Genomic DNA, 22,489 nt, shown 5'->3' on the forward strand with positions numbered 1-22,489 from the left:
GGAGAGGGAAGCCGTAAAGGCTCGTTCGCGTTGATTCACCTTTCCGCAAAGAAGGATGCCAACGCTACCCCTGCGGTTATCCATTCGGGAACCCTTAAGTCAGGTATTCCGGTACCGCATAAATGCCTTTTAGTAGCGCACGCGACGGCGCTAACGGCTGCTTTTTGGCATCCTCTACGCCCGCTAAGCCGCCTTGCTTAGAGGCTCGCTGGGCTCCAGCTCCGGGGCCACCTCCTTCACCCAGGCATGCACGGCCTCACGGGCGATCGGGACGAGGGCCGGGCCCAGCCGCTCCCCGGCAAACAGAGCGTTCTCGATCGCCACCACCTGCTCCATCGGCAGATCTCCCGCCTTGCGCAACACCTGCATCGCGGCGGACACCGGCCGCAGCCCGACCAGTTCCAGGGCCTGATCGAACAGGCTGCGTAGCCGCTTGGTCTCAGCCTCGGCGTCGATCTCCTCCTGGCATGGCCAGAGTTCGGCGGGCCCCTCCAGCTTGCCGATGTAGCAGGCGAACCAGTCCTCAGCGCCCCAGGGGCGGCCGTCGGCATGCAGCACTGGCCTGGCTCGCTGCACCCGATCGCGCAGCAACCGGTCCTTGATTGCCCCCCGCTCCTCTTGCGACAGGCACTCGTTGAGCACCGCCAGCTGGATGAAGGTGCTGGGCTGGGGCTGCAACACCTTGCTGTTCTCCAGGTTGCCCCACTGGCCGCCGGCGACCCGCAGCGGCCAGGGGATCAGCCCTGGGCAGGCCTTGGCCCAGTCCTGGGCGGTGGTGACGGACCAGTCGTTGCTCTTGCGCCAGTTCCGCAGGAACTTGCCGAACTGCACTCGGGCCGCATCCAGCTTGTCCTGCAGGCTTTGCACAGGGTTACCGTTTGGGAACCCTTAAAGTATCCCGTGCTTCTTGCTAAGCACCAACCCCCAATGGTCGGCTTCGTGACAGGCTGTTACGGGCAATATGAGCTCGATCAGCGGTGACAGTTACGGGGGGCTGAGGCAAGCCTTACCGGCCTGACTAGCTGAGCTTCAGCACCCTCGCGGCTTCTTCCACACTCGTGGCAACGCCGCTGTAGCCACCAAAGCGTTCCACCAGCTCAAGGAACGAGCGCTGCTCCTCCCGCAGCCTTCCCTTCGGGGCCTTCACCTCGATGGCGCTGAACACGGCCATGGTTTGGCCCAGGTGCTCCGGGCCGATCAGCACCTGGCGCAGGCCGATCAGGTCGCTGCTGCCTTTGCACAACCCATAGGTCACCAGCCGGCCGCGTTCATCCCGCAAAGCACCGACGTTGTTGCGCCACAGCCGCACTGGACTGGAGCCCAGCTGCAGCCGAATCCGTTGCTGTAGCTCCTGCTCGCTCACGCCAGCAGGCTCCAATGACCTCGCGTCTGGCGGCTGGCGATCACATGGCGTGCCCAGCCCTTGGGGTTCTTCATGCCGCGCTGGGTTCCTAGGGCCTCCAGCTCCGTGGCGGTTCGGGCTCGGCTCTGCTCCCGCTTCCGTTGGCGGCGCAGCTCCTGCTGGTTGATTTCCCGTAGCTCACCTTCCACCGTGATCAGCTTCTGGCGCTCCGGCCGGAACACATGACCGCATTCCGGGCAAACGCTGAGCGTGCTGGCCAGGGCGCAGAAGCACTGCGGGCAGGTCTTCACAGGCGGGGCCTTGCTCTGCTCCCGCTTCTTGACTCCATCAAGGCTCCACTCCTGCTCATCGAGGTGGTGGCCAAGCCGCTCGATGTTGCCAACGTGATCCAAGATCACCGCGGTTTTCCCTGGCTGCGGGCGCAGGCAGCGGCCGATCATCTGCAGGTGCAGCGCCAGGCTCTGGGTGGGCCGCAGCAGCAGGCAGCCGCCCACCGAGGGCACATCCACCCCCTCACCAATCAGGCTGCAGCTGGTGAGCACCTTCAGCTCACTGGACCCCAGCTGCTCCAGCAGCTGCCTGCGCGTGGCTACATCCTGGCTGCCGTCGATGCTGGCCGCCCTGATCCCCCGTTCAGTGAAGGCCTCGGCCACCGCCTGGGCATGGGCGATCGAGCAGCAGAAGGCAATCGCCGTGCTTCCGCTCAGGTGGCGCTGGTAATGGCTGACCGCATCGCCCAGGATGCGGCTACCGCCGAGGGCACCGGCGGCCTGGCGCAGATCGAAATCGCCCATCCGGCGCCGCAGCCCCTTGGCTGAAAAGCCGACTGGTGGGGCATAGACCCGGGCCGGTGCCAGGTAGCCGTTGTCGCTCAGCCAGGCGGGAGTGGGACCGAGCACCATGCAGGAGAACCAAGCGCCGAGAGGCTGGCCATCGCTGCGGCAGGGTGTCGCGGTGACGCCGAGCACCTTGGCGGTGTTGAAGTGCTCCAGTGCCTTCGCCCAGGTGGAGGCGCTCGCGTGGTGACTCTCATCAACCACCAGCAGCTGGAAGAAATCGCGAGGCAGCATCGACAAGCGCCGGGCCAGGGACCCCACCGAGGCCACCTGCACCGGTGCCCGCAGGTTCATCGAGCGGCCGGCAGCGATCAGGCCGTGCTCCACGCCTAGGTCCGCCAGGGCGCGGGAGGCCTGCTCAAGCAACTCGGCCCGGTGCACCAGCACGGCGATGCGGTTGCCGCGCGCTGCCGCCTGCTGGGCGATGTGGCTGAACACCACCGTCTTGCCGCCACCGGTGGGCAGCACAAACAGCACGGCGCGGTGCCCCTCCAGGAAGGCAAGCCGGACCCGCTGCACGGCCTCCAATTGGTAAGGACGCAGGGCAATGGCCACGGCACGCCGACAGCACTTCGCCAGACTTTAGGACTACCTGAAACCGTTGCTAGGCTTTTGCGGTAGCACTCCACTGTCATCATGAAGCGCGTACAGCTGCAGCTCCCTGAGCCCGTCGTCGCCTGGATCGACCGCAACGCCGACGGCATCGAAAGCCGCGCCTCCTTCGTCAGGCGCACCCTGGTGCAGGTGATGCGCGGCGACGAGCGCAGGCTGCCCCCTGCCCCCAGCGATTCCCTTTCCAGCGACTCTCTGTCCAGCTATCGGGCTTCCCTGCGCTGATGGCGAGCGATGTGCTGCTCGCAGCTGCTGGCCACTGGCCCCGGCTCCTGACGGAGCTGGCCGGCCTTACCCCGGAGCAGCTGCAGGACCGGCACCAGCCCTGCCCCGCCTGCGGCGGCACCGATCGCTACCGCTGGGACCGCGACGACGGACCCGGCGGCTGGTACTGCAACCAGTGCGGCGGCCGCGAGCGCAGCGGCGGTGGCGGCAGCGGCATGGACCTGCTGCTGCGCGTGACCGGCTGGGATTTTGCGACCGCCGCCCGCCACCTCGAGGCCCACCTCAGCTTGGAACAACCAAAACCGCCGCGCGCGGCGCTACCCCCTCCTGTCGCAGCGCAGCGAGCGGAGCCCCATGTCTCCTGGGATGGTCTGCTGGCTTCTGCAGCTCCCACGCCGCCTCCCTTGTCAGCAGCTGTGTCGGAGTTCCACCTGGCGCTGCTTGATGAGCAGGCAGCGCCGCTGCCCACCGGCAGTCCCTACGCCTACTCCGACCACCAGCGCGTCAGCCGCGTTGATCGATCCGGCAGCAAGGTCTTCTACGCCAACCACCGCACCGACCAGGGCTGGCAGCGCGGCGCCGGGCCAGATCCTTGGCCCATGTACCAGTGGTCTTCGCTGCTGCAGGCTCGCGGCCACTGGCTGCTTGAGCTGGAAGGGGAGAAGTGCGCTGACCTGCTGATCAGCGGTGGCTTCCTCGCCTCCACCCAACCGGGCCACGCCCACAGCAGCCCCCAGATCGCCGAGCGCTACCGCGCCCTCCGGCAGGCCGGTGTGGCCGGCATCGTCTATCTCTCTGATCACGATGAGCAGGGCCAGCGCCGCGCCCGCCAGGTGATCAAGGCCGCAGCGGAGGTTGGCCTGCCGCTGCTCCACCTGCCGGCCGGCGAGATTTGGAGCGGCCTGCCGCCGGGCGGCTCGGTTGATGACGCTCCGGGGCTTTTAGGGGAGCGCATCAGCGTGATCCTGCGGGCTGCCCGGGCCGCCCACCTGCGGATGAATCACGTCGCAGGTGACTGCAGCGCCGCTTCGGTACTTCCGTGCCCCACCCCTGGTGGAAAAGCGGTGCCGCGGGCAGCCCACACTGCAGGTGAACGGCCATTTCTCTGCCTCGGCTTCGATGGGGATGGCTACTACTACCAGCCCCGCTCGACTGGTCAGGTGGTGCGACTGGCCTCCTCCTCCCACGGCGGCATGAATCTCTGTCGCCTGGCGCCGATCGCCTATTGGGAGACCCTCTTCCCCTCCAAGACGGGGGTCAACTGGACCGCTGCTGCTTCTGATCTGTTTACGCAGCAGGCCGCCGTTGGGATCTTTGATCTGGACTGCCTGCGCGGTCGCGGCGCCTGGGCCGATGCAGGGCAATCGGTGCTCCACCTCGGTGACCGGCTCGTTGTCGATGGCCGCAGTCAGCCCATCACCCAACCCTTCTGCTCACGCTTTCACTACCAGCGCGGCGCGGCCATCCACGGGCCCGGCGATGCCACTCCCTTGAGCGATCAGGAAGCGTTCATGGTGCTCTCGATCGCCGAGCGGTTTCACTGGGATATCCCGGCGTCCTCCCTGCTGCTTGCAGGTTGGGTGGCCCTGGCGCCGATCTCCGGGGCGCTTAGCTGGCGCCCTCACCTCTGGCTTACAGCTGCTGCAGGCTCGGGCAAGTCGACCTTGCTGGAGCGCTTTGTCGGGGTGTTGCTGGGGGATTTCGCCCTGCCGGTGGTGGGCAACACAACAGAGGCCTTCATCCGCCAGGCCCTGCGCTCCGATGCCCTGCCGGTTGTGATCGACGAGGCCGAGAGCAACGAGAAAGCCGATCAGCAGCGCATCCAGCAGATCCTTGCCCTGGCCCGCTACGCCTCCAGCGAGACACGGGCTTCGATCGGCAAGGGTTCCGCCGCAGGGGAGGTGCAGCGGTTTCGGGTTCGCTCGATGTTCCTGCTCAGCAGCGTTTCAACTGCCCTCAGGCAGGGCGCCGATAGACGACGCTTTTCCCAGCTCACCCTGCGGGCCCCGGATCACCTCCAGCCACCGGCACGGCAGCGCCACTGGGAGGAGCTCGACCGTGACCTGGAGGAGCAGATCACTGCCGGCGCCGGCCGGCGCCTGATCGCCCGAACCGTGGTGCTGCTCCCGATGATCCGCCAGGCAGTGCGGGTGTTCTCCCGAGTTGCGGCGGCCCACTTCGGCTCCCAGCATCAGGGGGATCAGTACGGCACGCTGCTAGCTGGCGCCTGGGCCCTGCAGTCCAGTGAAGTCCCGACAGCTGCTCAGGCCCAGGCCCTGATCGCTGGTAGTGACTGGAGCACCTTTCAGCAGAGCATCGGCCTGCCCGATGAACGGCGCTGTCTCAATCGCATCCTGCAATTCGAACTTCGGGTGGAAACCGAGGACCGGATCCATACACGCAACGTCGGCGAGCTAGTCGAGACGGTTGTCACCCCCGGCGGTCTTGATCCTGTGAGCGCTCGCTATGCCGAGGAGATCCTCTCGCGCCATGGCATACGCATCCAGGAGGACCACATGCTGGTGAGCAACACCGCCGAGGCGATCGCCCGCATCCTCGACGGCACCCCGTGGGCCTCCAGCTGGAGCACGATCCTTTCCAGATTGCCGGGAGCGCAGCCCACCACGAACTCGGTGCGCTTCAAGGGGGCCGGCTCCAAGGCCAGAGCCTGCGCCATCCCCATCAATAGCCTCTGAACAGCTCGGCAGCACAGATCCACTGCAGCGCAACCGTTCTGGCCGGAGATGAGGGCCGGTTGCTTCGCGGTGACCTGGATCTAGGTGGAACGCGGCGTTCCGCCCCCCAAACGCCCAGATCCATTGCGCTGCAATGGGTGGAACGGTTGGAACGGGTGGAACGCTCAGCAAGGACATCCCCCTAGATAAATAGGCAGCTAAGCCTCGGCAAGGGATCGGCCCGATCGGTAACCCAATAGCCCCACCAATTGGTATGCAGCTTTAGACCTCTATCTATATCTATATCTGTATTGAGTGTTCCATTTGTTCCACCACCGTGGGAACGCTGCTCTGGCAACCGATCTGGCCGGAACGCGGGCCGTTCCAGCGCCGTTCCAGCCGTTCCGGGACCAGCCACTACAAAGCTGACCTGCGGCCAGGGCGGTGATCAGGCCTGCGGATATGCGAGCGTGGATAAAGCATTTATGCTTTCGCTGAAACAAATTCCAGCCATGGCGCCTGCGTACTCCCCAGCTGGGTCCCTGCGGCTCTGGATGTCTGGCTGATGTCTTTTCAGCAAGCGCCACCTGTCGACGAGGTCATCGAGGCCCTGCGCGCTGCCCCGCTGGATCAGGACGCCGATGGCCGGGCCCTCGCCCCCTCAGCCGGCGTCGATCCCTCTAGGCCAGTCGGGAAGGGCAATCCACCCCGCCTCCGCCGTCGCGGCAAGGTGGCGCCCAGGCCCACGGCGATGGAGGTGGAGCGGCGCATCGCCGAGGCGCAGCTGTGGATTGCCCAGCGCATGCCCCTGCTGCGGATCTACGAAAACGCAGGAGCCAGCTGGGGGGTCACCAACACCCGCACGGTCCGCTCCTATCTAGATGCGGCTCGCCAGCGGATGGTGGAAGACCTGATCAGCAACCGCCTCGAACATCAGGCCCAGCACATCTACGCCCTCTACGACTGCGCCCGCCGGGCGATGGATGCCGAGCAGTTCTCTGCGGCGGTAGGTGCCTTCCGGGTGATTGCTGAGATCGGCGGCATCCTGCGGGGCCCCATCAAGTCACCGGAGCTGAGGGGATGACGGCCGCTCCTTCGAGTACGGCACTTGTGCAGCGCCCTGCTGCAGCTAGCAGCGGCCTGCTGCTGAACGAGCTGGACCCCTGGGGTGATGCCGGCCTGTTGCACCTCCCCACAACCACCACAGCCGAGCCATCGGAACCCCAGAGCCTGCGCAGCTTCATTGCCGAGGCCTATCCCCGCTACGGCTTCCACCACTGGGCTGAGGTGCTGATCGAGCTGCTCCAGCAGGTGGCAGATGGCCAGCTCAGCCGCCTGATCGTCACCTGTCCTCCCCGGCTTGGAAAAAGTCTCCTGGTTTCCAAGCTGTTTCCTGCCTACTTCCTGCAGCGCTACCCGCACCTGTTTGCGGCGATTGCGTCGTACTCGGCGGAACTGGCCTACGCCCACTCCCGAGAAGCGCGCCACTTCTACCGGGTGACCGGTCATCTGCTGGCCCGCGACTCGGCGGCGGTGGGTAACTGGCTCACCCGTCAGCGTGGTGGCTGCATCGCTGCTGGGGTGGATGGCCCCTTCACAGGCAAGGGCTACAGCCTGGGGATCATCGATGACCCCTACAAGGGACCTGGTGATGCCGCCAGCCCGGCGCTGCGGCAGAAGCTGATCGACTGGCTGCGTTCGGTCTGGCTCACCCGCGCCGAGCCGGCCATGGTGCTTGGACCAGACGGCAGGGAGCAGCCAAACCTCTCGGCCCAGGTGGTGGTGCTCACCCGCTGGGACCACCAAGACGTGATCGGCTGGCTGTACGAGCAGGAGCTCGGCGAGGCGCCGCAGCAGTGGACCGTGCTGGACCTACCCGCTGTTGCAGAAGAGCCTGCTGAGCGCCCCAAGCTGCCGCCCACCTGCACCTTGATACCCGACTGGCGCCAACCGGGTGAGGCTCTCTGTCCGGAGCGCTTCCCGCTGAGCGAGCTAGTCAAAATCCGTGCCCGCCTTGGCGCTTACTGGTGGGCGGCGCTGTACCAGCAGCGGCCCAGCCCAGCGTCTGGGTCAATCTTCCTGCGCAACTGGATCAGACCGCCCTTCCCACGCGAGGAGGCAGGAGCTAACGCTGGCCGCCAGCGGCAATACGCCCTGCTGGCCCTCTCTTGTGATCTGTCCTTCAAGGGGGAGGCAGAAAGCGACTACTGCGGCTTCTGCCTGGCGGGGCTACTGGCACCACCACCGAGATCGCTTAGCCCGCGAACAGGCGAACACGAGGGACCGCCTCAGAGCACCGCCTTGGAGATGGAGGTGCTTTGGGCCGCCCGGCACCGCTTTGGCCTGCCGGAGGTGATCCGCTTCCTGCTGGGTTGCCTGGAGGCACTGGAGCAGCAGGGCCTGCGCCCCCATGCCGTGCTGATTGAAGACGCCGCCAACGGCCCAGCGGTGCTCCAGACCCTCAGGCGCAAGGTGCCGGGGATGCTGCCAATCACTGCGAGAGGCAGCAAGGAAACCCGCGCCCATGCCGTTGCCCCCCTGGTGGAGGCCGGTCAGATTCGCTTTCACCACCGCGCCCAACCGCTGGTAGAGGAAGCGATCCGCTTCCCCAAGGGCAGTAAGGACTTGGTGGATGCCTTCTGCCACGGCGCCCTCTGGCTGGAGGGTCGCTACTGGAAAGCCCAGGGCATCCAGCCGGTGGTGACGCCACTGCTGGTGAGCCGGTGAGCATCCCGCTGGTGTCCGCGGTGCGGGAATGTTCCACGCCATCGGTGATGGAGAGCCCACTCCCTGCGGTGCTGACTCCGGCTGCTGTGCAGCTGGTGCTCCCTATCACGGTTGTGCTGGTGGGCGATGCCGCAGGTGCAGCGCAAATGCTCAAGCAACGGCGTTATCTCCACCCGGCGTGCCATGCCCGGGCAGAGCAGCTGGAGATCAACTTGCAGGCACCGGTGCATCACCCGCCGAGGCCCAAGTGTCAGCCGCCGTCGCGCTGCAGGCCACAGCGACAGCGGCCAGTCCGGCCCCATGCCGCTGCCGATGCCCTGGCGCTGGAGCATATGGACTTGGCGGAGAAGATCGCCGGCAACTTCGCTCGGCGCACTGTCCACCCCAAGGAGGACTTGCTGCAGCTGGCGATGATTGGGCTGATCAAGGCAGCGCGCCGCTACGACCCTTCACGGGGCCCATTTCGGCCCTATGGCCGCACGTACGCCAATGGGGAGATCACGCACTTTCTGCGGGACAATGGCTTCCTGCTGAAGGTGCCGCCGACGTGGCGGGAGCTGCATGCGCGGGGGCAGCGATTGCTTACTTCAGGAGTAGGCGTCGGCGAGATGCTTGAGCGATTAGGGATCAGCCGCGACCAGTGGATTCAGATTGTTGATGCCTGCTCAGTTCGGGTGGTTGCTTTTCCTGTTGAGTGAATGCCTCGCGTAACCGGCGACGGAACGCGGAGCTTTCCGGCACCCGAATTCACGCGATTGTTAGCTGCGTTGAATATGTTTTGAAAGGTTCGCGACAATAACCTTTAAATGACTAATTAGTGACATAACGTCGACCTCGGTAATCAAAACCTTCTTGCCCAGTTGTGCTGGATGGCATCCAGTTTTCTTTATGTACTCTTCGTCAACCACGCCCATTTTATGAGCAAGTAGGTGGCGCTTTTGAAACTGTGCTACAACGAAATCCCACTCGGAACCACTGAGGCCATCTACAATGTCTATGCCAAATTTATCTAATTTTTCCTTGGCGACAACGATATTCTGGAATGAAAGTTTCGGATATTCTTCAGAGCAACGCTCACGGGCAAACCCGTCGAATGCCGATATACAGTCCTCTAATCCGTTTTCAATCAGCTTACTATTTACTTCTGGCGATGCGCTTTTTGCCAAATCAAGTATCTTGAGAACTAGGCCGAAGTTGCCCTCCACTATCTGTTGAGAATTGTGCTCCGCACAATCCGGACAGTATCCGAAAGCACCGTAAATAGCATATTGCAGAGCGCAGTTCTTACACTCGATCTTTTCTTCCAACTCCAATTCCGAGTAGTAGGCAATTGGGGTTGGTTTTCCTTTTACAGATATGCCAATAGAAATGAATTGATTCCTTTTTGGCTTGGCCTCCATTTTCTTCATCATATCCAGAAGATCGCCAGAGACCTTATTGATTGCAACCGACTGCGCATACTCAATCTGTTGCTTTGTCCAAAAGTGATCTTGAGGGCCTAAATGACGGCAATAGGGACAGTAGCAATCAGAGAAATCCGGGACACCAGTCCCTGGCTTAATCTTGAAGTATTTCTCACATTCAGGACATTCCCTGCCCAAGTAGCCTTCTTCGTCTTTTTCAATGGTCACAGAGTAGCTTTTCATTTCCTGATTTCTTCTTTCGGGTGACGCTATATGGGCGGAGCCCCTCGATCAGTGATAACGAGGCTCCTCGTGGTCCGCATAAGAACCTAAAGTAATTCCGCGTTGAAGCCCAAGCCCTCTGCGTAGCCAGCAATCTTAGGCAGGAAGCTCATCACGCTCGGTTCTTCTGCGGACCCACATAAGAAACCAGGCTCCCCGGACCTGGAAGAACTGCATGCGCTAGGGCCCTAGGCCAATCCATGCGGATTGTGCAAGGACTGTTCAGAGGTTCATTGCTTTCTCTGGCAATGGCCCTGACCCCACCAGCAGCCCGTGCCCACCACCCGCCGCCGCAGGACAAGCACCACCAATAGCCCCTTCTCCCCGCCAGAGACACAGTCCCAAGCACCTAGCCAGCCCCCCTGGCTGGAACACCCCACCCTCTCCGGCCTGAGGGATCGCCTGCAGTTGGTCTACGACTGCTGGACCCTGCTCGAACTCCCCGACGGCACCAGCCGTCGGCCGTTCTATCTCCCCCGCGGCATCGAGGAACCCGAGACCTGCTATCTCAAGCGCCTGGAGGCAGCTCGGCCCACCGGCTTCTACCGCGATGCTCTACGCACCTATGCGGGGATGCTGTCGCGGTTGGCCTGGCAGGAGCTCCCCGATTCCCTCACCCGGGTGGCCACCGATGTGGACGGCCAGGGCACAGATCTGGGCGTGTTCCTGTTCCTGGCCGACCTGCTCACCCTGCGCGATGGCGGCTGCCTGATCCTGCAGCTGCCGCCCCAGCACCGCTGGCCATCAGAAGGCGACCGGCTGGAAGCCCTCGCTAAGGGCGACCGGCTCTCCCTGCCGCGGCTGCAGCTAGTACCCAGGGGAGACCTGCTCAACTGGCGCCTGCCCACCGATGGCGCCACAGACGCCCCAGTGTCGGGGCCGGTGGAGATCGTCTGGCGGGAGCCACGCCGGCAGGCCCTGCCGCCCCGTTACGCCATAGGCAATGCGGCCGTGCCCACGGTGGTGATCGATGCTCACGGCGGTCTGCTGCCTGATCCGCAAGCCTGGCTGTACCGCAGCCTGTCGGTCACTGATGACGGCCTGGTGCTACGCAGCTGGCAGGCGAACCCCAACCCCGGCGCCGTGGATGGCTACGACGTGGTGCCGGTAGGCGAGCCTTCGCTGCTGCCCCAGCGTTTTGACCTGCCAGCCCTTTGGTACTCGGTGGATGGCAGCGCCTTTGGCGAGGGCGATCTGCCTCACCTGGGCCTGGCGCACCAGTACCTCAACCACTACCGCTGCCGCAGCGATTACGAGGATCTGTTGTCACGTACGGCTTTGCCAGTGGGCGTACGCACGGGCTTGGTGGATGCCTACGGCTTCCGACGCAGTGATGGCGCTCTGGGATCTCCGCAAGGAGCCGGAACAGATGCCCAGCGCCCCCAGCGCCTGGTGCTCTCCACCTCCTCCTTTATGGACCTGCCGGAGGGAGCCAAGTTTCAGTGGGTCGAAATAGAGGCCCGCTCGCTGGCTGAGCACCGGGCTTACCTGCAGCAGCTGGAAGAAGCCATGCGCCGCGACGCCCTGATCCCTGCCGGCGGCCACGGGCCAGCCCGCACCGAGCTGGAGGTTTCGCTCACGGCCGGCCAGAGCTTTGCCGTGCTGCAGTCGTTGGCGGGCCAGAAGAGCTCGATGCTCAGCACCCTGCTGCGCCAGTGGACCCGTCTCACCGGCGAAAAGCTGTCCGACACGCCGGCCTGCAGCGTGGAGATCTGCCCGCTGGTGCCCCCCCAGCCGCCGCGTAAACCCCAGCCCTCAGTGCAGGAGTGGCTGGTGCTGCATGAGCGGGGGGTGATCGATGGGGTGGAGCTGCGTCAGCAGCTGGGGCTGGGTGAGATCACTGGGGCCAGCTGAGCTGGCAAGGGAGGGCATGACCAAGTCCTCCCCGCCCCCCTGCACCTGGCGACCAGGCGACACAGAAGCCCTGCGCATCGCCCTCTCGATTCCTGTCAGCTCACCCTCTCTCTCAGCCCTGAACCGGGAGATGGCCCTGCTGCAGACCCACTACCCCACGGGGGTATGTACCGCCCAGCGCCACCTCGATGTCATCGCGGGTCTGGATCAGCAGCTGGCCTCCTTAACCCCGGCGGAGGTGAACAACCCGGTGCGCAGCAAGCGCAAAGGCGTCGCCGGTGGCGTCGTGCCCAACCCGCTGCCCTTGAGCAAGTTGGCGGTGGTCGAATACGCCACCGAGCTGCTGCTGGAAGAAACCGAAAGCGAGTGGAACCCTGCTGGCCCATCACCAGCTGTGGTGCTGAACCGGCACAGGAGCCAGCACATCGGCCAGCTGGCGCTGCTGCTGCCGCGGCTGCAGAACTGGCGCCAATGCCAAACCGATCCCTTCCAGGGATCACTGGTGCGGGGCTGAGCGATGGAGCAGCTCATCTCGCCGCTGAACCAGGGCCTTAACCCTGTTCGGGCCGCAGGGCAGTGGGGCCAGCTGGTGGGCTTGCCAGCGGCCTCACCAGCGACCGACAGCCGGGTGGCTCAGCCCCTTGCTGCGCCTCTATGGCTGGCCTTGCAGCCCTACGCCAATGCCCGCCTCTGCCTATTTGAGGTCGACCGGCCCGAGAGCCGTAACCCCATCCCCATCCGCCGTCATGTGATCGACTGCTTTCTCGAGCAAGCCGGCATCGTGGGCGGCTACAACGACACCGCCCTCACCGACCCGGGGGATGTGCTGCTGCAGGGCTACCTCTGCCGTGCGGCGATCCTGCCGGTGAGCACCAGCAACACCTTTGACTGGCTGGCGGCCGAACTCGATTGGGCTACCCCCGGATTCCGCGACGAGGCACCGCTGCCCTGGGACCCAGCGCTGCTGGGCACGGTGCAGGCCCCCTGTCAGGGGGTGATGTGGCTTGGGGATCTGGCTCAGCTGCGGTCCGATGGCGGGCTGCCCTCCGGTGGTCGTGCCCAGTTCGCCGGCTGCCTGGTGCAGCACTTCGGGGCGGACTACGGCCCCGGTGGCATCGGCCTGCTGGTGCAGCCGCTGCTGGGGGAAGCGATTCAGCTGGTGCTTAGGCCCCACAGCGTGCTGGTGCTGCGTGATGGCGACACCTTGAACCTGATCGCCGAGCGCTACGGCACCACCGTGGCCACCTTGCGGCGAAGCAACCCGCAGCTGGAAAGCACCCAAACGATCACCGCAGTTGAGGGTGATTCGTTGGCGGTGCTGGCCGGTCGCCATGGCACCACAGAAGCCAAGTTGCGCAGCCTCAACCCGGTGCTGCAGCAAAGCGAGCCGTATGACACCAGCGAGGGTGAAACCTTGAGCAGCGTGGCGAGCGAGCAGAACCTCACTCTTTCTCTGCTGCGCGAGTTCAACCCTGAGCTGAGCAGCTGGCCCAGCGAGGAACCGTTGCCCATCGGCACGACCCTGCTGCTGCCCGTCTATCGCTCAACTACGCCCATTCCCACGGGACTGCAGCTGCTGGTGCCGGGTTATTTGCCCTCCACCCAGCTGCCAGCTGGAGAGTGGATCTACCTGCCGGCGAGGCGCTCTGCAGCTGTGCTGGATGAGCTGCCTGAGCAGGGCTTTTGAAGAGCTGGCAACAGGGAAAGCGAGCGCAGCCCGGACGGGGCGCCCGCAACACCACAGCCGTGATGGGTGATGTCCTCTTCCTTCTTCTCTGACTTCAGCCGCACCAGCAGCGGCACCGCTCCAGCGCCTTTGGCCCCTACTGCTCGATGGCAGATCTACCGCCAACAGCAGCAGCAGCCCAACCAGGGCCCCGCTGGCTCTGCTCCACCTGCTACTGACCCCGACCTTCTCGACAGCGACGGCGCCGCTGACGCTGGCCTGGATTCTGCCGAGGGCGACGACACCTTCGACCTCTCCCTGCCCCAAGACCCAGGTGTCAGCGGCAGCAGCGACAACGATGACCCCCCTGCTGCCACCACAAGCAGTGCTGAACCGTTGCGCGCCGAACGTCGCCGCAGCAACCAGCTCGAAAAAGAGCTGCGCAAGGCCCGCGCCCAGCTGTCGCGCTTCTCTGAGATCAACCCCGATGAATACGCCCGCCTGCAGGACGCTGAGCGCAAGCGAGAAGAGTTCGAACGCCAGGTAGGCGACCGTGAACGCCAGCTTAATGAGGCCAACATCCGCCGCGTGCGCAGCGTTGAAAAAGAACGGGACGAGGCCCGCTCCCAGGTGCAGAACCTGCGCAAGGAGCGCTTGCTGGAGCGCCTGTTCTCAGAAGCTGAGGGCCGGGTCGGCGGCGATGAACGGGGCACCTTCTTTGACACCTTCGTGACGCTGTGCGGTGGCCACTTCCAGCTGGGGGATGTGGACGGCCGTGAGCGGCTGCTGCCTGTGGATGGCAAGGGCCAACCCCTCACCGCCGATGGCGTGGCGCTGTGCGATGGCGACTACATGGAGGAGCTGCGCCGTCACCCGGTATTCAGCTTCCTGTTCCAGCAGCGCAGTGGCCTGTATGCGGGCACGGTCGCAGAGGCGGGCCATGACCACAGCGCCGCCCCAAACCTGCAGACCCTGAGCACCGCCGAGCTGTATCTAGAGGCCGTCAAGGGCACCACGCCCAGGGCGGCTGCACCACGGCGCTGATCACACCCGCCCATAGAGCTATGGCCTGGTATCTGGTGTTCTGGCGTAACCGCTCCACATCAACCGTGGTGCCAGCCGCCAGCGCCAGCCAGGCCCGCTCCCGTGCCCGCGCCAAACAAAAGCAGGGTTACGGCACGATCGTTGCCGCACGCCGCGCCAACGCCCAAGACGCTGGCTTGATCAGAAAAGGGACCTGGGTGCGCCGTCGCCGTGATGGCAGCAGCCCCCAGTTCGGCTCTGCTCGCTCCAAGGCCAGGGCCCGGCGGCAGCGCAGCCGTTATCGGCGCTGGTTGGGTGCCCATGGCTGAGCCAGCCAGCGATCAGCAGGACGTCGTGCAGCAAGCCGATCTGTAACAGCCGCGAACGGCACTGGCACCGGCAGCGCTGCTCCGCTTTGCTGCGGCCCAGCGCGTCCTACCGCTGCCCCGTCATACCCATGTCCACCGCCCCAGAGGCCAGCGACTACGTGCTCCTCCATCGGGATACCGGCTCAGCGCTTTACAAAACCCGCGCGACGGAGGAGGAAATCGCTCGCGCCAATTACAGCCTCAGCCGGGCCGGTCAGCGGTCGCGGTTTGTGACCGCCAGATACCTGATGCATCACCAGCCTGTCCAGGACAGCTAAAAACCGAAGCGGCTGCCTGCTCTGGGGCAGCGGTGGCGGCCACTGCCAAGGGTTGTGTCTATGAGAGGCACCGGAAGCCCAGATCCAGCACGAACGCGCCCTCCTTGCAAAACGGACACTGCATCCCCTCCAGCTCAAAGGTGGATCTGATGGTTGCTGCTCCGCACTCTGGGCAGCAGGTGATGGGGGCACGGGAATCAACCCGGAACCCATGGCCGCATTGGAGGCAGAGATGGGGCGAGTCGTTGCCAATGCAGCGGGCCAGCCCCTCATGGTTGGGGTGGTAGGCGTATTCCTTGCGCCCGCTTGCGTTGATGAAGTAGGGGTTGCCATCGGACCAGGACTGCACGTCCTTGGAGCAGTGGTTGCAGACGTAGCGGATGCACTCAGCCATTTAGTGCTGTGTCGTGGGGTGTGCGGTGAGCCATCACGGCCGAGAGCGCAAGAGGCCTTTCTGATGCCCATGTTGACCGCCTCAGCCCGTGGCGACCTGAAAGGCCCGGCCACCAAGCGGCAGCCGGGCCTGAGCCCCAAGGGCTCAGCAGACCGAGACGGTGCAGCCGGGGGTGCCCTGCAGCTTGCGGGCAAAGGCAAAGGCCTTCTCAGCGGGGATCAGCCGCATCTTTTTGACGGGCTTACCGCGGCGGCCAAAGAACTCGACCTCACAGGGAGTGGAGCCGAGCTTCTGAACGCCGGGCGCATAGCGGTGAACCACAAGCAGGCGGACTTCACAGACGGGGCCTTGGGGAGTGGCCATGGCTGGGGTGGTGCGGAGAACACCGACCAAGCGCCCCAAAGGTGAGCACTAGCCAGGGGCGAGAGCAGCGAGCCTTGCGTCAGCCCTTGCTAGTGCGAGCCGCAGGGGCATGCTGCGGAGGGGTTTCGCAACGCCCGGCCAGCCAGCACCCACTGGCCCTGCTGAAAGACCCGTGCTGCCTCCTCACCGCGTCCGGTGAACAGGACTGCTCTCGACCCTCTGCGATCGAGGCGTGGTCCAGCTGCTCCCATTAGTTCGGATGAGGTCTGGTTTACCCAGAAGGATCTGACCTTCATCCCAATAAAGGGCAGAAAGCAATCGGGCGGAGTGCAGCAGCGTGCCCTGCGGAACCTGGTGCCAGGGGCTATCCCACGCGAACGTGAGCGCATAACGGGCGCACGCGCATGAGCTGGTCTGATCTGGAGCGGTTGGTGGCTGATGCAGAAACCAGCCAGGCGCTCCAGCAGACCCTCAGCCAATGCAGTAGCCGCCAAGAGCTGCTTCACACCGCTCGTCAGTTGGGCTATCGGGTGACCAAAGGCGACCTGCTGAATGCCTGGCTGGAGCACCACAACGCTCCTGCAGTGAACGGAGCCGGTGGTGCTGATCGATGGGCAGCTGGCGGCAGCTGAGCTGCCTGCAATTAGGCCAGCTGGTGCAACACCGGTTTGGGCCGCAGCCCTGGAATCCCCGAGCAGGCGCGAGTGGGTGGAGGGGCGTAGGCCGCCAGCGGGCCTGAGCCCTAGACGGCCCAGCGCAGGGGCTGCTCCCAGGCTTCCTCTGGGCAGATCAGATCCCAGCAGCAGGCGATCGGCTCTGGCAAGGAGAAGAGCACCAGCTGCCGAGCTGCTGTGGTGGCTGGGCCGGCCTTGCGCTGCCTGGTGCTGCTGGAGCGGAGCAGGGTGGAGGTGGCTTGCATCGCAGGAAGGAGAAAAAACGCCCCCACTCGCGCCCATCAAGCCGCCGGGTCAAGGCCGCCAGTAGGGCGCTCGCCTTGGCTTTGACGCTGCGGCGCTGCCAGCCCGTCAGGTTGCTGGCACTTGGGCGAACCATCGGGGAAGTGCTCTCCCCTGCGGTGCACCACTACTGACCCTGAACGCCAGCAATCCAACAGGGGGGAGAAAGCCGGGATTAGGCCCCCGGCCGGGCTTGAGCCTGTGGCTCCTGAGCCTTAGGCCAGAGCGTGACGCTTGGCTTCTAGCTCGCAGCGCAGCACCAGCAACTCATGCTGGGCCAGCAGCCGCTGATCGAGCTCATCAACGCGGGCCAGACACTTGCGGATGGCGGGCAGGACCTCCTCTTCCAGGCGGGTGATCTCCTCCTCTCCATAGGGCTGCTCGCTCCAGGTGCGGCGCAGCGGCAGATCACGCCGCAGCATCAGCACCACCTCGATGGAACGGAGGGTGGATTCGAGCAGCAGGAAGGGATCTTCCTCTGGCCTGCAAAACGGAGAAGCGGCAGCAGAGCGGATAGCCATGAAATCGGCGCCATTGGGCGCAGCGACGGGACTTCCCGAAGCGGAGGCATGACGCAGGAATGCCTCAGACTGAGGAAGCCCGGAGCAAGCCACTGGTGGGCAACGCAAGAGTTTTGGACCTGGGCCTGATTGGGGTGCAGCGGAATCCCTGAGCAGGCGCGAGTGGGTGGAGCAAGGCCGGATGTGCAGCCTGTTCAGCACAGAGCTGGAATCCCTGTCCCAGAGCGGGAGCGAACGGGTGGAAGCTCGGAGCGATCAAACATCCGAATTTCGGTTGTTTGATTCGGCTGTAAGGGGTATCCGGTGGAGGCAGGCTGGGTGGATGCCCTGGACTCCTTACGCCGATTGGATTTTTACGCTGGTGAGCACCGGCAGCATGCTGCTGATTGTTTGGCTGGTGATGCGGCCTAGGCAGTGAGCGCAGGAGCTTGATCGCGCTCAAGAGGGAGGTGCCATCCGCGTCAGTGCTGCACCACCCAACAACGCCAGCAGCAGCTTGAGAGTGGAATCAAAGCCGCCCTGTAGCTGCTCCAGCGTGCCGGGGCAGATCTGACCGACAGGACGGCCCTGGAGCGCCCTTTGGCCGCAAACCCCAGCAGCCAACGAATAGATCAGCAGCTGGGTGCCGATCACCACCGCCAGGGTCTTAAAGATGAACCGCTCCCGGTCGAACGGCGGCTTGTGCTGCTGCTCTGGTGGAGGTTCAGCTGGTGGTCGTGGATCCACAGCCCTGCTCCATTTCCCCCTCCTGCGGCAACTGCAGCTCGCCGCCCTGCAGCAACCCCCAGATACCTTGAGCTTCTGCCTGGCGCTGCTCTAGGTGCGGTGTGCCGGGCCTGAAATAACCCTCAGCTTCTGCTGCCGAACCGGTCCAGTAGGCCGCCACTGCTGCTGGATCCATGCAGGAGGGGCGGTCCTCAAATACTCGGGTCCAGCCGATCAGCGAGCCCTCGGGCGGGTCATGCAGGCCGGCGTACTCCTCCGCGAAATAGAGCTGCTGCCAGCTGTTGCTGTTGGGATCGATGCCTTCTGCGATGGCCTGTAGACGTGCCGCGTCATAGGCGCTGCGCCGCACGCCGGTGTACTGCATGGCCCCACGGCCAGCGCCACTGCCCGCCTCGATTACATCGAGGTTCTCCAGCTCCGGCTCACCTGTCTCGACCACCATGCAGCCAAGGAAGCCGCAGGCCTCCTCAGCAGTCAGCGGCTTGATGACGCCCAGGCTGGCCTCGGTAACGGCGCTGCTGCAGAAGAAGCTGAGCCAGTGCTGCAGGTTGGAGTGGGACCCGGACTCCTGGTCGACGGGCCCCTCCGTCACTTTTTTTCCTGGAACACCCCCACATAGACCGTGCCCTGGCGGTAGAGGGGCAAGACCTTGTCCCGCAGATCGGCGTTGTGAATGCGGACGCAACCCAGGGTGGGATGTAGGGGCTGCTGTCCTGCCCAGGCCCCAGGCCAGCCGCAGGCGGAGCCACCGCCGTGAAGCATGATCCCGGCCCGGCCGGCCTTGACCTCCTGGCCCTCTAACTCCTCCAGGTCAAAGGAGTACCAGCCGTAGGCCATGGCGGTATCGGAGCAGGGTGGATTGGGGTTCTGCTCGTAATCGGCATACAGCTGCCCCAGCTTGTAGAGACCAGGCGGGGTGTCGGTGTTGGTGTGGCTCCAGTCGGTATCAGCGCCCTGCCCCCGGGCCAGACAGGGGATCTTCCAGAGGAACTTGCCGCTGTGGTCGTAGGCCTCTAGGTCTTCGTCGCGGTCATTCACCAGCAGGTAGGAATCACCCGGTCTGACCGGTGCTGGCTTCTGCGGCCCGGCCATGCCGGCTTCCTCTGAACCGCGGGGATCAAGACCACCAGTGGGGGGCTGCGGCTCTACTGGTGCTGGGGGCTCCTCGCTATAGGTGAGTGCCCAGGGCGCCTGCTCGCAGAGGATCTCCTCGCCTCGCTCAGTGCTGCTGATTGCCTCAAACAGCTGCTGAACGCCGCTTTGCTGCTGAGGTTGGTCGCGGTAATAGCGGAAGCGATCGCTGAACCGCTCGGCGCTCATCGGGGTGGTCATCGGACGTGGTGCTGACCACTGCCTTTGCCAGCGCCAGAACCGCACCGCCATTGCTATCAAGGAAGGCTGCTGACTCGGAGACCCCATCCACTACGCCGTGTTCTTCTCTGGCTCATTGGGCGATGGCATCGAGATGGTGCAGGCCCTTGATGAGGCCCATGCCGTGGATATCGTCCTGGCCCAGCACCCTGACGCTCATGTGAAGGCTGTTCCGGCTGATTCGATCGAGGGCATGAACAAGCACCGCCTTCTGTTTTCTTGGCTGGAGTCGCTGTAAGGCCCAGGCACCAGCGAGCAGGCGTGGTCGGGCCAGCGAGCCCAAACCTGCTGGCCCGTGCTCACTTAGAGCACGATCACCTGGGCGGCTGAGCCCCAGATCAGCTGCTGATTGCGGGCCAGCAGCAGGGCCTGCTCACGCGGCAGCCAGTGAGGAGCAGCACTGATGTGCCCCTCGCCATCGAGGAACAGGTGCCGCGCCGTAGTGCTGCTCTTGGCGGCCAGGCGGAAGGAGATGAAGCAGATCGGGCAGGCCGGGGCAACGGGAATGGTGGCCATGGCGGTGTGACAAGCAGGACGCGACCACCGAGCCCCGGTGCACTGGGGCAACCTGCGGAGCGCCTGCCGAACACTCCGCCAGCCACCAACGCCATGCCCTGAGACGACCACCAGCCGACGGTCCTTGCCCGCCTGGCAACAGATCCTGTTGTCACTGGGGCAAGGCCCCGGGAGAGTGCCCTTGGGCCTGACCTTGATCGAGGCGCAGAAATATGCCCGCCGCGCTGAACAGCTGGCGGTGCTCAAGACCTTTGCCGAGGGGGAGCTGCTGCGCCGCCTGCCCTTCCGCAACCTTGTCGGTGGCTCATTGAGCTTCCCGGCTGAAACCAAGCTGCCTCGCGTTGGCTTTCGGGCAGTGAATGAGGGCTACCGCCAGAGCTATGGGGTGATCAACTCCGATTCGGAGTTTGTGCACCTATTTGGTGGTGATCTGGATGTAGACCGCTCGATCGTTGATCTGCAGGGCCCCGAGGCCCGTGCTGCCCAGACCGAGATGAAGGTGCGCTCCATGCGCCTGACGCTGGAGGCGGCGATCATCAATGGCGACGACACCTTTGATCCGCGGGCCTTCAACGGGCTGAGCAAGCGCCTGGCACCTGGAGACGAGCAAACAATCGACAACGGCGGCAGCACCCTCAACCTGCTGGCGCTTGAGGCATTGAGCGACAGCGTGATCGGTTACGGCGGCGACAAGGTGCTGATCGCCAGCAAAGCGGCTCGGCGCCAGATCAGTACCGCCTCCCGCCAGGCCGGCGGGGAGCTGTATGAGGTGATCGACGGCCGCCACTACTTCGAGGGGATCGAAATCCTGCTGGTGGAGGAGGACGCCGAGGGCCATGCCGTACTCGGCTACGACGAACCAGCGGGCACTACCTCGATCTACTGCTGCGTGCTGGGTGATGCGGCGGTCTGCGGCTTGCAGGGTCCGTTTGAGGGCAGGTATGGCATTGCGGTGCGTGATTTCGGGGAGGTGCATGACGCACCGGTGTTCCGCACGCGGGTGGATTGGTACGTGGGTTTTGCCGTCTGCAACCGCAAGGCAGCGGCCCGCCTCTACAACGTGGCGCCCATGCCGCTGGTGCTGCCCTAAGCGCCAGCCCCAACCCAGGAGGACTGCCCAGAACAACTCATTCATTCCCCACAGGAGCCCTATTCATGACCACCCAAGCCACCCGGCTGCTCGATGCCCAGACGGTGCTCGTCGGCTGGATCAACCATTCGGCTACCGACTGCTACGAACACAGCCGCAGTAGCGGCGATGTCATCAACCTCGGCACCGACCTCGATGCCTCCTGCTCCTTTGTGCTGGTGGCTTCTCACCCCGGCCACAGCGATGCGGTAACCGTGACGCTGGAGCTAGCGCCGCTGCTGGCTGATGGCACCGCCGGCAGCTGGATAACTGCTGCTGCTGTCGCCATCCCCGCTGCTGGCGGCAAGGTGGAGGCAAGCATCAGTGGTGCTGCCCTGCTGCTCAATCCAGCCGACAGCGAGTTGGTCACGCCACCCTGCCTGCGCCTAGCCCGCGCTGTGATCTCTCCGAGCACGCCGGTGGGCATGTGCGTGGCGCTGACCGCCAACCAGGGGCTTTGAGGTGAGTGCCATGAGTAACCCACTGGAGTCACTGACCCTGGCGGCGGGCTCTGAGGCCTTGCCGCTGGAGCTGCTGCAACCCCTCGATGGGGCCAACCCCGCCTCTACGCCCGTACGCCTCTCGGGCCCGGAGCAGCGGCTCACCGTCACCCCGGATCCGGGTGTGGGCGATGAATCCCTGCTGCCGCCTAGCCAGTTGCTGATCAGTAAGGACGGCGAGAGCCGCTCGATCTGGCCGGTGCACCTGGCCGGCTGGCAGGCCCTGGGCTGGCAGCTACACACTCAGCCGGCAGAAGCTGCGCCCGAGCCGGAGCCCGAGCCGGAGCCGGAGCCGGAGCCGGAGCCGGAGCCAGCGCCGGAGCTGGTGGATGCGCTCGACCTTGAGCCCGAGCAACCGGAAGCGACGGAGCCCGCCTCAGCACTGGATGAGACCACGCCCACCGGCGAGCCGCTGGAGTCAACGGAAACCGCCAGCAGCGACGGAGAAGCCCTGCTGGCTTCTGAGCCGCCTGATTTCCAGGCCATGACCAAGGCCCAGATCGTCGACTACTGCTCGGCTGTCCATGGCGTGGACCTCGATAGCAGCCAGACCAAGGCGGAGCTGATTGAGCAGGTGTCCGTCGACAATGAAGTTGGCCGGTCGGCGACAAGCTCGTTGGCCGGTGGGGTGAGTGCTGGAGACCCTGGTGCCGATGCGCAGGGACCAGGGGATGCCGGCACCACTGACCAGCCACCAACGC

At 64.7% G+C, this 22,489-nt stretch carries 28 protein-coding genes; 16 read left to right on the top strand and 12 right to left on the bottom strand.

What is annotated here, in order from left to right; all coding sequences use genetic code 11:
• Positions 1-183: 183 nt before the first annotated feature.
• From KBY75_RS12020 to KBY75_RS12030, 3 genes are all read right to left on the bottom strand, one after another.
• A complete protein-coding gene (locus tag KBY75_RS12020; RefSeq protein ID WP_255024057.1) occupies positions 184-867 on the bottom strand; it encodes a hypothetical protein in 684 nt (227 codons plus the stop codon).
• 151 nt (positions 868-1,018) lie between these two features.
• Entirely contained in the window at positions 1,019-1,363 is a 345-nt protein-coding gene (locus tag KBY75_RS12025; protein WP_255024058.1) for a VRR-NUC domain-containing protein, read from the bottom strand.
• Positions 1,360-2,754 (bottom strand): DEAD/DEAH box helicase, encoded by a 1,395-nt coding sequence (locus KBY75_RS12030; protein WP_255024059.1) that lies wholly within the window; start codon positions 2,752-2,754, stop codon positions 1,360-1,362. Before KBY75_RS12030 ends, KBY75_RS12025 begins: the two co-directional genes overlap by 4 nt.
• Positions 2,755-2,835: 81 nt before the next feature.
• Here KBY75_RS12030 and KBY75_RS12035 point away from each other — a divergent pair, with 81 nt between their 5' ends.
• The 5 genes from KBY75_RS12035 (at position 2,836) to KBY75_RS12055 (ending at position 9,136) form a co-directional block, all read left to right on the top strand.
• Positions 2,836-3,036, top strand: coding sequence for a hypothetical protein (locus tag KBY75_RS12035; protein WP_255024060.1), 201 nt, complete (start codon positions 2,836-2,838; stop codon positions 3,034-3,036).
• Positions 3,036-5,732, top strand: coding sequence for a primase-helicase zinc-binding domain-containing protein (locus tag KBY75_RS12040; RefSeq protein WP_255024061.1), 2,697 nt, complete (start codon positions 3,036-3,038; stop codon positions 5,730-5,732). The genes KBY75_RS12035 and KBY75_RS12040 overlap by 1 nt, the downstream gene beginning before the upstream one ends.
• A gap of 544 nt (positions 5,733-6,276) precedes the next feature.
• On the top strand, positions 6,277-6,795 hold the full coding sequence (locus KBY75_RS12045) for a hypothetical protein (RefSeq protein WP_255024062.1): 519 nt from the start codon (positions 6,277-6,279) through the stop codon (positions 6,793-6,795).
• Positions 6,792-8,438: a terminase gene (locus KBY75_RS12050; RefSeq protein ID WP_255024063.1), complete on the top strand. Its 1,647-nt coding sequence runs from the start codon at positions 6,792-6,794 to the stop codon at positions 8,436-8,438. Before KBY75_RS12045 ends, KBY75_RS12050 begins: the two co-directional genes overlap by 4 nt.
• Positions 8,435-9,136, top strand: a complete 702-nt coding sequence (locus KBY75_RS12055) for a sigma factor (RefSeq protein ID WP_255024064.1) — start codon at positions 8,435-8,437, stop codon at positions 9,134-9,136. The genes KBY75_RS12050 and KBY75_RS12055 overlap by 4 nt, the downstream gene beginning before the upstream one ends.
• A gap of 60 nt (positions 9,137-9,196) precedes the next feature.
• Here KBY75_RS12055 and KBY75_RS12060 read toward each other — a convergent pair whose 3' ends face one another.
• The gene (locus KBY75_RS12060) at positions 9,197-10,084 is read right to left on the bottom strand and encodes a hypothetical protein (protein WP_255024065.1); all 888 of its coding nucleotides are present in this window, start codon (positions 10,082-10,084) and stop codon (positions 9,197-9,199) included.
• A gap of 312 nt (positions 10,085-10,396) precedes the next feature.
• Here KBY75_RS12060 and KBY75_RS12065 point away from each other — a divergent pair, with 312 nt between their 5' ends.
• The 6 genes from KBY75_RS12065 to KBY75_RS12090 all read left to right on the top strand — a co-directional run bounded on the left by KBY75_RS12065 (position 10,397) and on the right by KBY75_RS12090 (position 15,312).
• Positions 10,397-11,977 (top strand): DUF4055 domain-containing protein, encoded by a 1,581-nt coding sequence (locus KBY75_RS12065; RefSeq protein WP_255024066.1) that lies wholly within the window; start codon positions 10,397-10,399, stop codon positions 11,975-11,977.
• A gap of 16 nt (positions 11,978-11,993) precedes the next feature.
• Positions 11,994-12,491, top strand: a complete 498-nt coding sequence (locus KBY75_RS12070) for a hypothetical protein (protein ID WP_255024067.1) — start codon at positions 11,994-11,996, stop codon at positions 12,489-12,491.
• A gap of 3 nt (positions 12,492-12,494) precedes the next feature.
• Complete coding sequence (locus tag KBY75_RS12075) at positions 12,495-13,664, top strand: LysM domain-containing protein (RefSeq protein ID WP_255024068.1); 1,170 nt, start codon at positions 12,495-12,497, stop codon at positions 13,662-13,664.
• 69 nt (positions 13,665-13,733) lie between these two features.
• Positions 13,734-14,687: a hypothetical protein gene (locus KBY75_RS12080; protein WP_254937116.1), complete on the top strand. Its 954-nt coding sequence runs from the start codon at positions 13,734-13,736 to the stop codon at positions 14,685-14,687.
• Positions 14,688-14,707: 20 nt separating this feature from the next.
• The gene (locus KBY75_RS12085) at positions 14,708-14,995 is read left to right on the top strand and encodes a hypothetical protein (protein ID WP_254937117.1); all 288 of its coding nucleotides are present in this window, start codon (positions 14,708-14,710) and stop codon (positions 14,993-14,995) included.
• Between the two features lie 128 nt (positions 14,996-15,123).
• Positions 15,124-15,312 (top strand): hypothetical protein, encoded by a 189-nt coding sequence (locus KBY75_RS12090; protein WP_254937118.1) that lies wholly within the window; start codon positions 15,124-15,126, stop codon positions 15,310-15,312.
• Between the two features lie 58 nt (positions 15,313-15,370).
• Here the strand turns inward: KBY75_RS12090 and KBY75_RS12095 are convergent, their stop codons facing one another.
• Positions 15,371-15,706: a hypothetical protein gene (locus tag KBY75_RS12095; protein WP_254937119.1), complete on the bottom strand. Its 336-nt coding sequence runs from the start codon at positions 15,704-15,706 to the stop codon at positions 15,371-15,373.
• 144 nt (positions 15,707-15,850) lie between these two features.
• Positions 15,851-16,069, bottom strand: a complete 219-nt coding sequence (locus KBY75_RS12100; protein WP_255024069.1) for a hypothetical protein — start codon at positions 16,067-16,069, stop codon at positions 15,851-15,853.
• A 404-nt stretch (positions 16,070-16,473) separates the two neighbouring features.
• Here KBY75_RS12100 and KBY75_RS12105 point away from each other — a divergent pair, with 404 nt between their 5' ends.
• Positions 16,474-16,701 (top strand): Nif11-like leader peptide family natural product precursor, encoded by a 228-nt coding sequence (locus KBY75_RS12105; protein ID WP_254937121.1) that lies wholly within the window; start codon positions 16,474-16,476, stop codon positions 16,699-16,701.
• Positions 16,702-16,811: 110 nt separating this feature from the next.
• Here KBY75_RS12105 and KBY75_RS12110 read toward each other — a convergent pair whose 3' ends face one another.
• From KBY75_RS12110 to KBY75_RS12130, 5 genes are all read right to left on the bottom strand, one after another.
• Entirely contained in the window at positions 16,812-16,988 is a 177-nt protein-coding gene (locus tag KBY75_RS12110) for a hypothetical protein (RefSeq protein WP_254937122.1), read from the bottom strand.
• Positions 16,989-17,240: 252 nt separating this feature from the next.
• Positions 17,241-17,546, bottom strand: a complete 306-nt coding sequence (locus KBY75_RS12115) for a hypothetical protein (RefSeq protein ID WP_180667611.1) — start codon at positions 17,544-17,546, stop codon at positions 17,241-17,243.
• A 438-nt stretch (positions 17,547-17,984) separates the two neighbouring features.
• Positions 17,985-18,272: a hypothetical protein gene (locus tag KBY75_RS12120; RefSeq protein WP_255024070.1), complete on the bottom strand. Its 288-nt coding sequence runs from the start codon at positions 18,270-18,272 to the stop codon at positions 17,985-17,987.
• The gene (locus tag KBY75_RS12125) at positions 18,250-18,864 is read right to left on the bottom strand and encodes a phage tail tip lysozyme (protein ID WP_255024071.1); all 615 of its coding nucleotides are present in this window, start codon (positions 18,862-18,864) and stop codon (positions 18,250-18,252) included. Before KBY75_RS12125 ends, KBY75_RS12120 begins: the two co-directional genes overlap by 23 nt.
• A complete protein-coding gene (locus KBY75_RS12130; RefSeq protein WP_255024072.1) occupies positions 18,861-19,604 on the bottom strand; it encodes a L,D-transpeptidase in 744 nt (247 codons plus the stop codon). The genes KBY75_RS12125 and KBY75_RS12130 overlap by 4 nt, the downstream gene beginning before the upstream one ends.
• Positions 19,605-19,719: 115 nt before the next feature.
• On the opposite strand from KBY75_RS12130, the gene KBY75_RS12135 reads away from it, so the two are divergent.
• The gene (locus tag KBY75_RS12135) at positions 19,720-19,881 is read left to right on the top strand and encodes a hypothetical protein (RefSeq protein ID WP_255024073.1); all 162 of its coding nucleotides are present in this window, start codon (positions 19,720-19,722) and stop codon (positions 19,879-19,881) included.
• 65 nt (positions 19,882-19,946) lie between these two features.
• On the opposite strand, the gene KBY75_RS12140 is transcribed toward KBY75_RS12135, so the two are convergent.
• Positions 19,947-20,159: a hypothetical protein gene (locus KBY75_RS12140; RefSeq protein WP_255024074.1), complete on the bottom strand. Its 213-nt coding sequence runs from the start codon at positions 20,157-20,159 to the stop codon at positions 19,947-19,949.
• Positions 20,160-20,334: 175 nt separating this feature from the next.
• Here KBY75_RS12140 and KBY75_RS12145 point away from each other — a divergent pair, with 175 nt between their 5' ends.
• The 3 genes from KBY75_RS12145 to KBY75_RS12155 form a co-directional block, all read left to right on the top strand.
• The gene (locus KBY75_RS12145; RefSeq protein WP_254932043.1) at positions 20,335-21,249 is read left to right on the top strand and encodes a major capsid protein; all 915 of its coding nucleotides are present in this window, start codon (positions 20,335-20,337) and stop codon (positions 21,247-21,249) included.
• A 65-nt stretch (positions 21,250-21,314) separates the two neighbouring features.
• Positions 21,315-21,749 (top strand): hypothetical protein, encoded by a 435-nt coding sequence (locus KBY75_RS12150; protein ID WP_254932038.1) that lies wholly within the window; start codon positions 21,315-21,317, stop codon positions 21,747-21,749.
• Between the two features lie 10 nt (positions 21,750-21,759).
• The coding region (locus KBY75_RS12155) for a hypothetical protein (RefSeq protein ID WP_255024075.1) at positions 21,760-22,489 on the top strand (730 nt) is incomplete at its 3' end.

The sequence above is a fragment of the Cyanobium sp. T1G-Tous genome (genome assembly GCF_024345455.1).
Taxonomy (GTDB): Bacteria; Cyanobacteriota; Cyanobacteriia; order PCC-6307; family Cyanobiaceae; genus Cyanobium_A.

Coding starts and splice junctions, on each gene's coding strand:
- KBY75_RS12050 (WP_255024063.1), top strand. CDS start 6,792: ATGACGGCCGCTCCTTCGAGTACGGCACTTGTGCAGCGCCCTGCTGCA.
- KBY75_RS12090 (WP_254937118.1), top strand. CDS start 15,124: ATGTCCACCGCCCCAGAGGCCAGCGACTACGTGCTCCTCCATCGGGAT.
- KBY75_RS12035 (WP_255024060.1), top strand. CDS start 2,836: ATGAAGCGCGTACAGCTGCAGCTCCCTGAGCCCGTCGTCGCCTGGATC.
- KBY75_RS12100 (WP_255024069.1), bottom strand. CDS start 16,069: ATGGCCACTCCCCAAGGCCCCGTCTGTGAAGTCCGCCTGCTTGTGGTT.
- KBY75_RS12095 (WP_254937119.1), bottom strand. CDS start 15,706: ATGGCTGAGTGCATCCGCTACGTCTGCAACCACTGCTCCAAGGACGTG.
- KBY75_RS12070 (WP_255024067.1), top strand. CDS start 11,994: ATGACCAAGTCCTCCCCGCCCCCCTGCACCTGGCGACCAGGCGACACA.
- KBY75_RS12105 (WP_254937121.1), top strand. CDS start 16,474: ATGAGCTGGTCTGATCTGGAGCGGTTGGTGGCTGATGCAGAAACCAGC.
- KBY75_RS12150 (WP_254932038.1), top strand. CDS start 21,315: ATGACCACCCAAGCCACCCGGCTGCTCGATGCCCAGACGGTGCTCGTC.
- KBY75_RS12060 (WP_255024065.1), bottom strand. CDS start 10,084: ATGAAAAGCTACTCTGTGACCATTGAAAAAGACGAAGAAGGCTACTTG.
- KBY75_RS12085 (WP_254937117.1), top strand. CDS start 14,708: ATGGCCTGGTATCTGGTGTTCTGGCGTAACCGCTCCACATCAACCGTG.
- KBY75_RS12040 (WP_255024061.1), top strand. CDS start 3,036: ATGGCGAGCGATGTGCTGCTCGCAGCTGCTGGCCACTGGCCCCGGCTC.
- KBY75_RS12115 (WP_180667611.1), bottom strand. CDS start 17,546: ATGGCTATCCGCTCTGCTGCCGCTTCTCCGTTTTGCAGGCCAGAGGAA.
- KBY75_RS12110 (WP_254937122.1), bottom strand. CDS start 16,988: ATGCAAGCCACCTCCACCCTGCTCCGCTCCAGCAGCACCAGGCAGCGC.
- KBY75_RS12075 (WP_255024068.1), top strand. CDS start 12,495: ATGGAGCAGCTCATCTCGCCGCTGAACCAGGGCCTTAACCCTGTTCGG.
- KBY75_RS12080 (WP_254937116.1), top strand. CDS start 13,734: ATGTCCTCTTCCTTCTTCTCTGACTTCAGCCGCACCAGCAGCGGCACC.
- KBY75_RS12045 (WP_255024062.1), top strand. CDS start 6,277: ATGTCTTTTCAGCAAGCGCCACCTGTCGACGAGGTCATCGAGGCCCTG.
- KBY75_RS12130 (WP_255024072.1), bottom strand. CDS start 19,604: ATGACCACCCCGATGAGCGCCGAGCGGTTCAGCGATCGCTTCCGCTAT.
- KBY75_RS12140 (WP_255024074.1), bottom strand. CDS start 20,159: ATGGCCACCATTCCCGTTGCCCCGGCCTGCCCGATCTGCTTCATCTCC.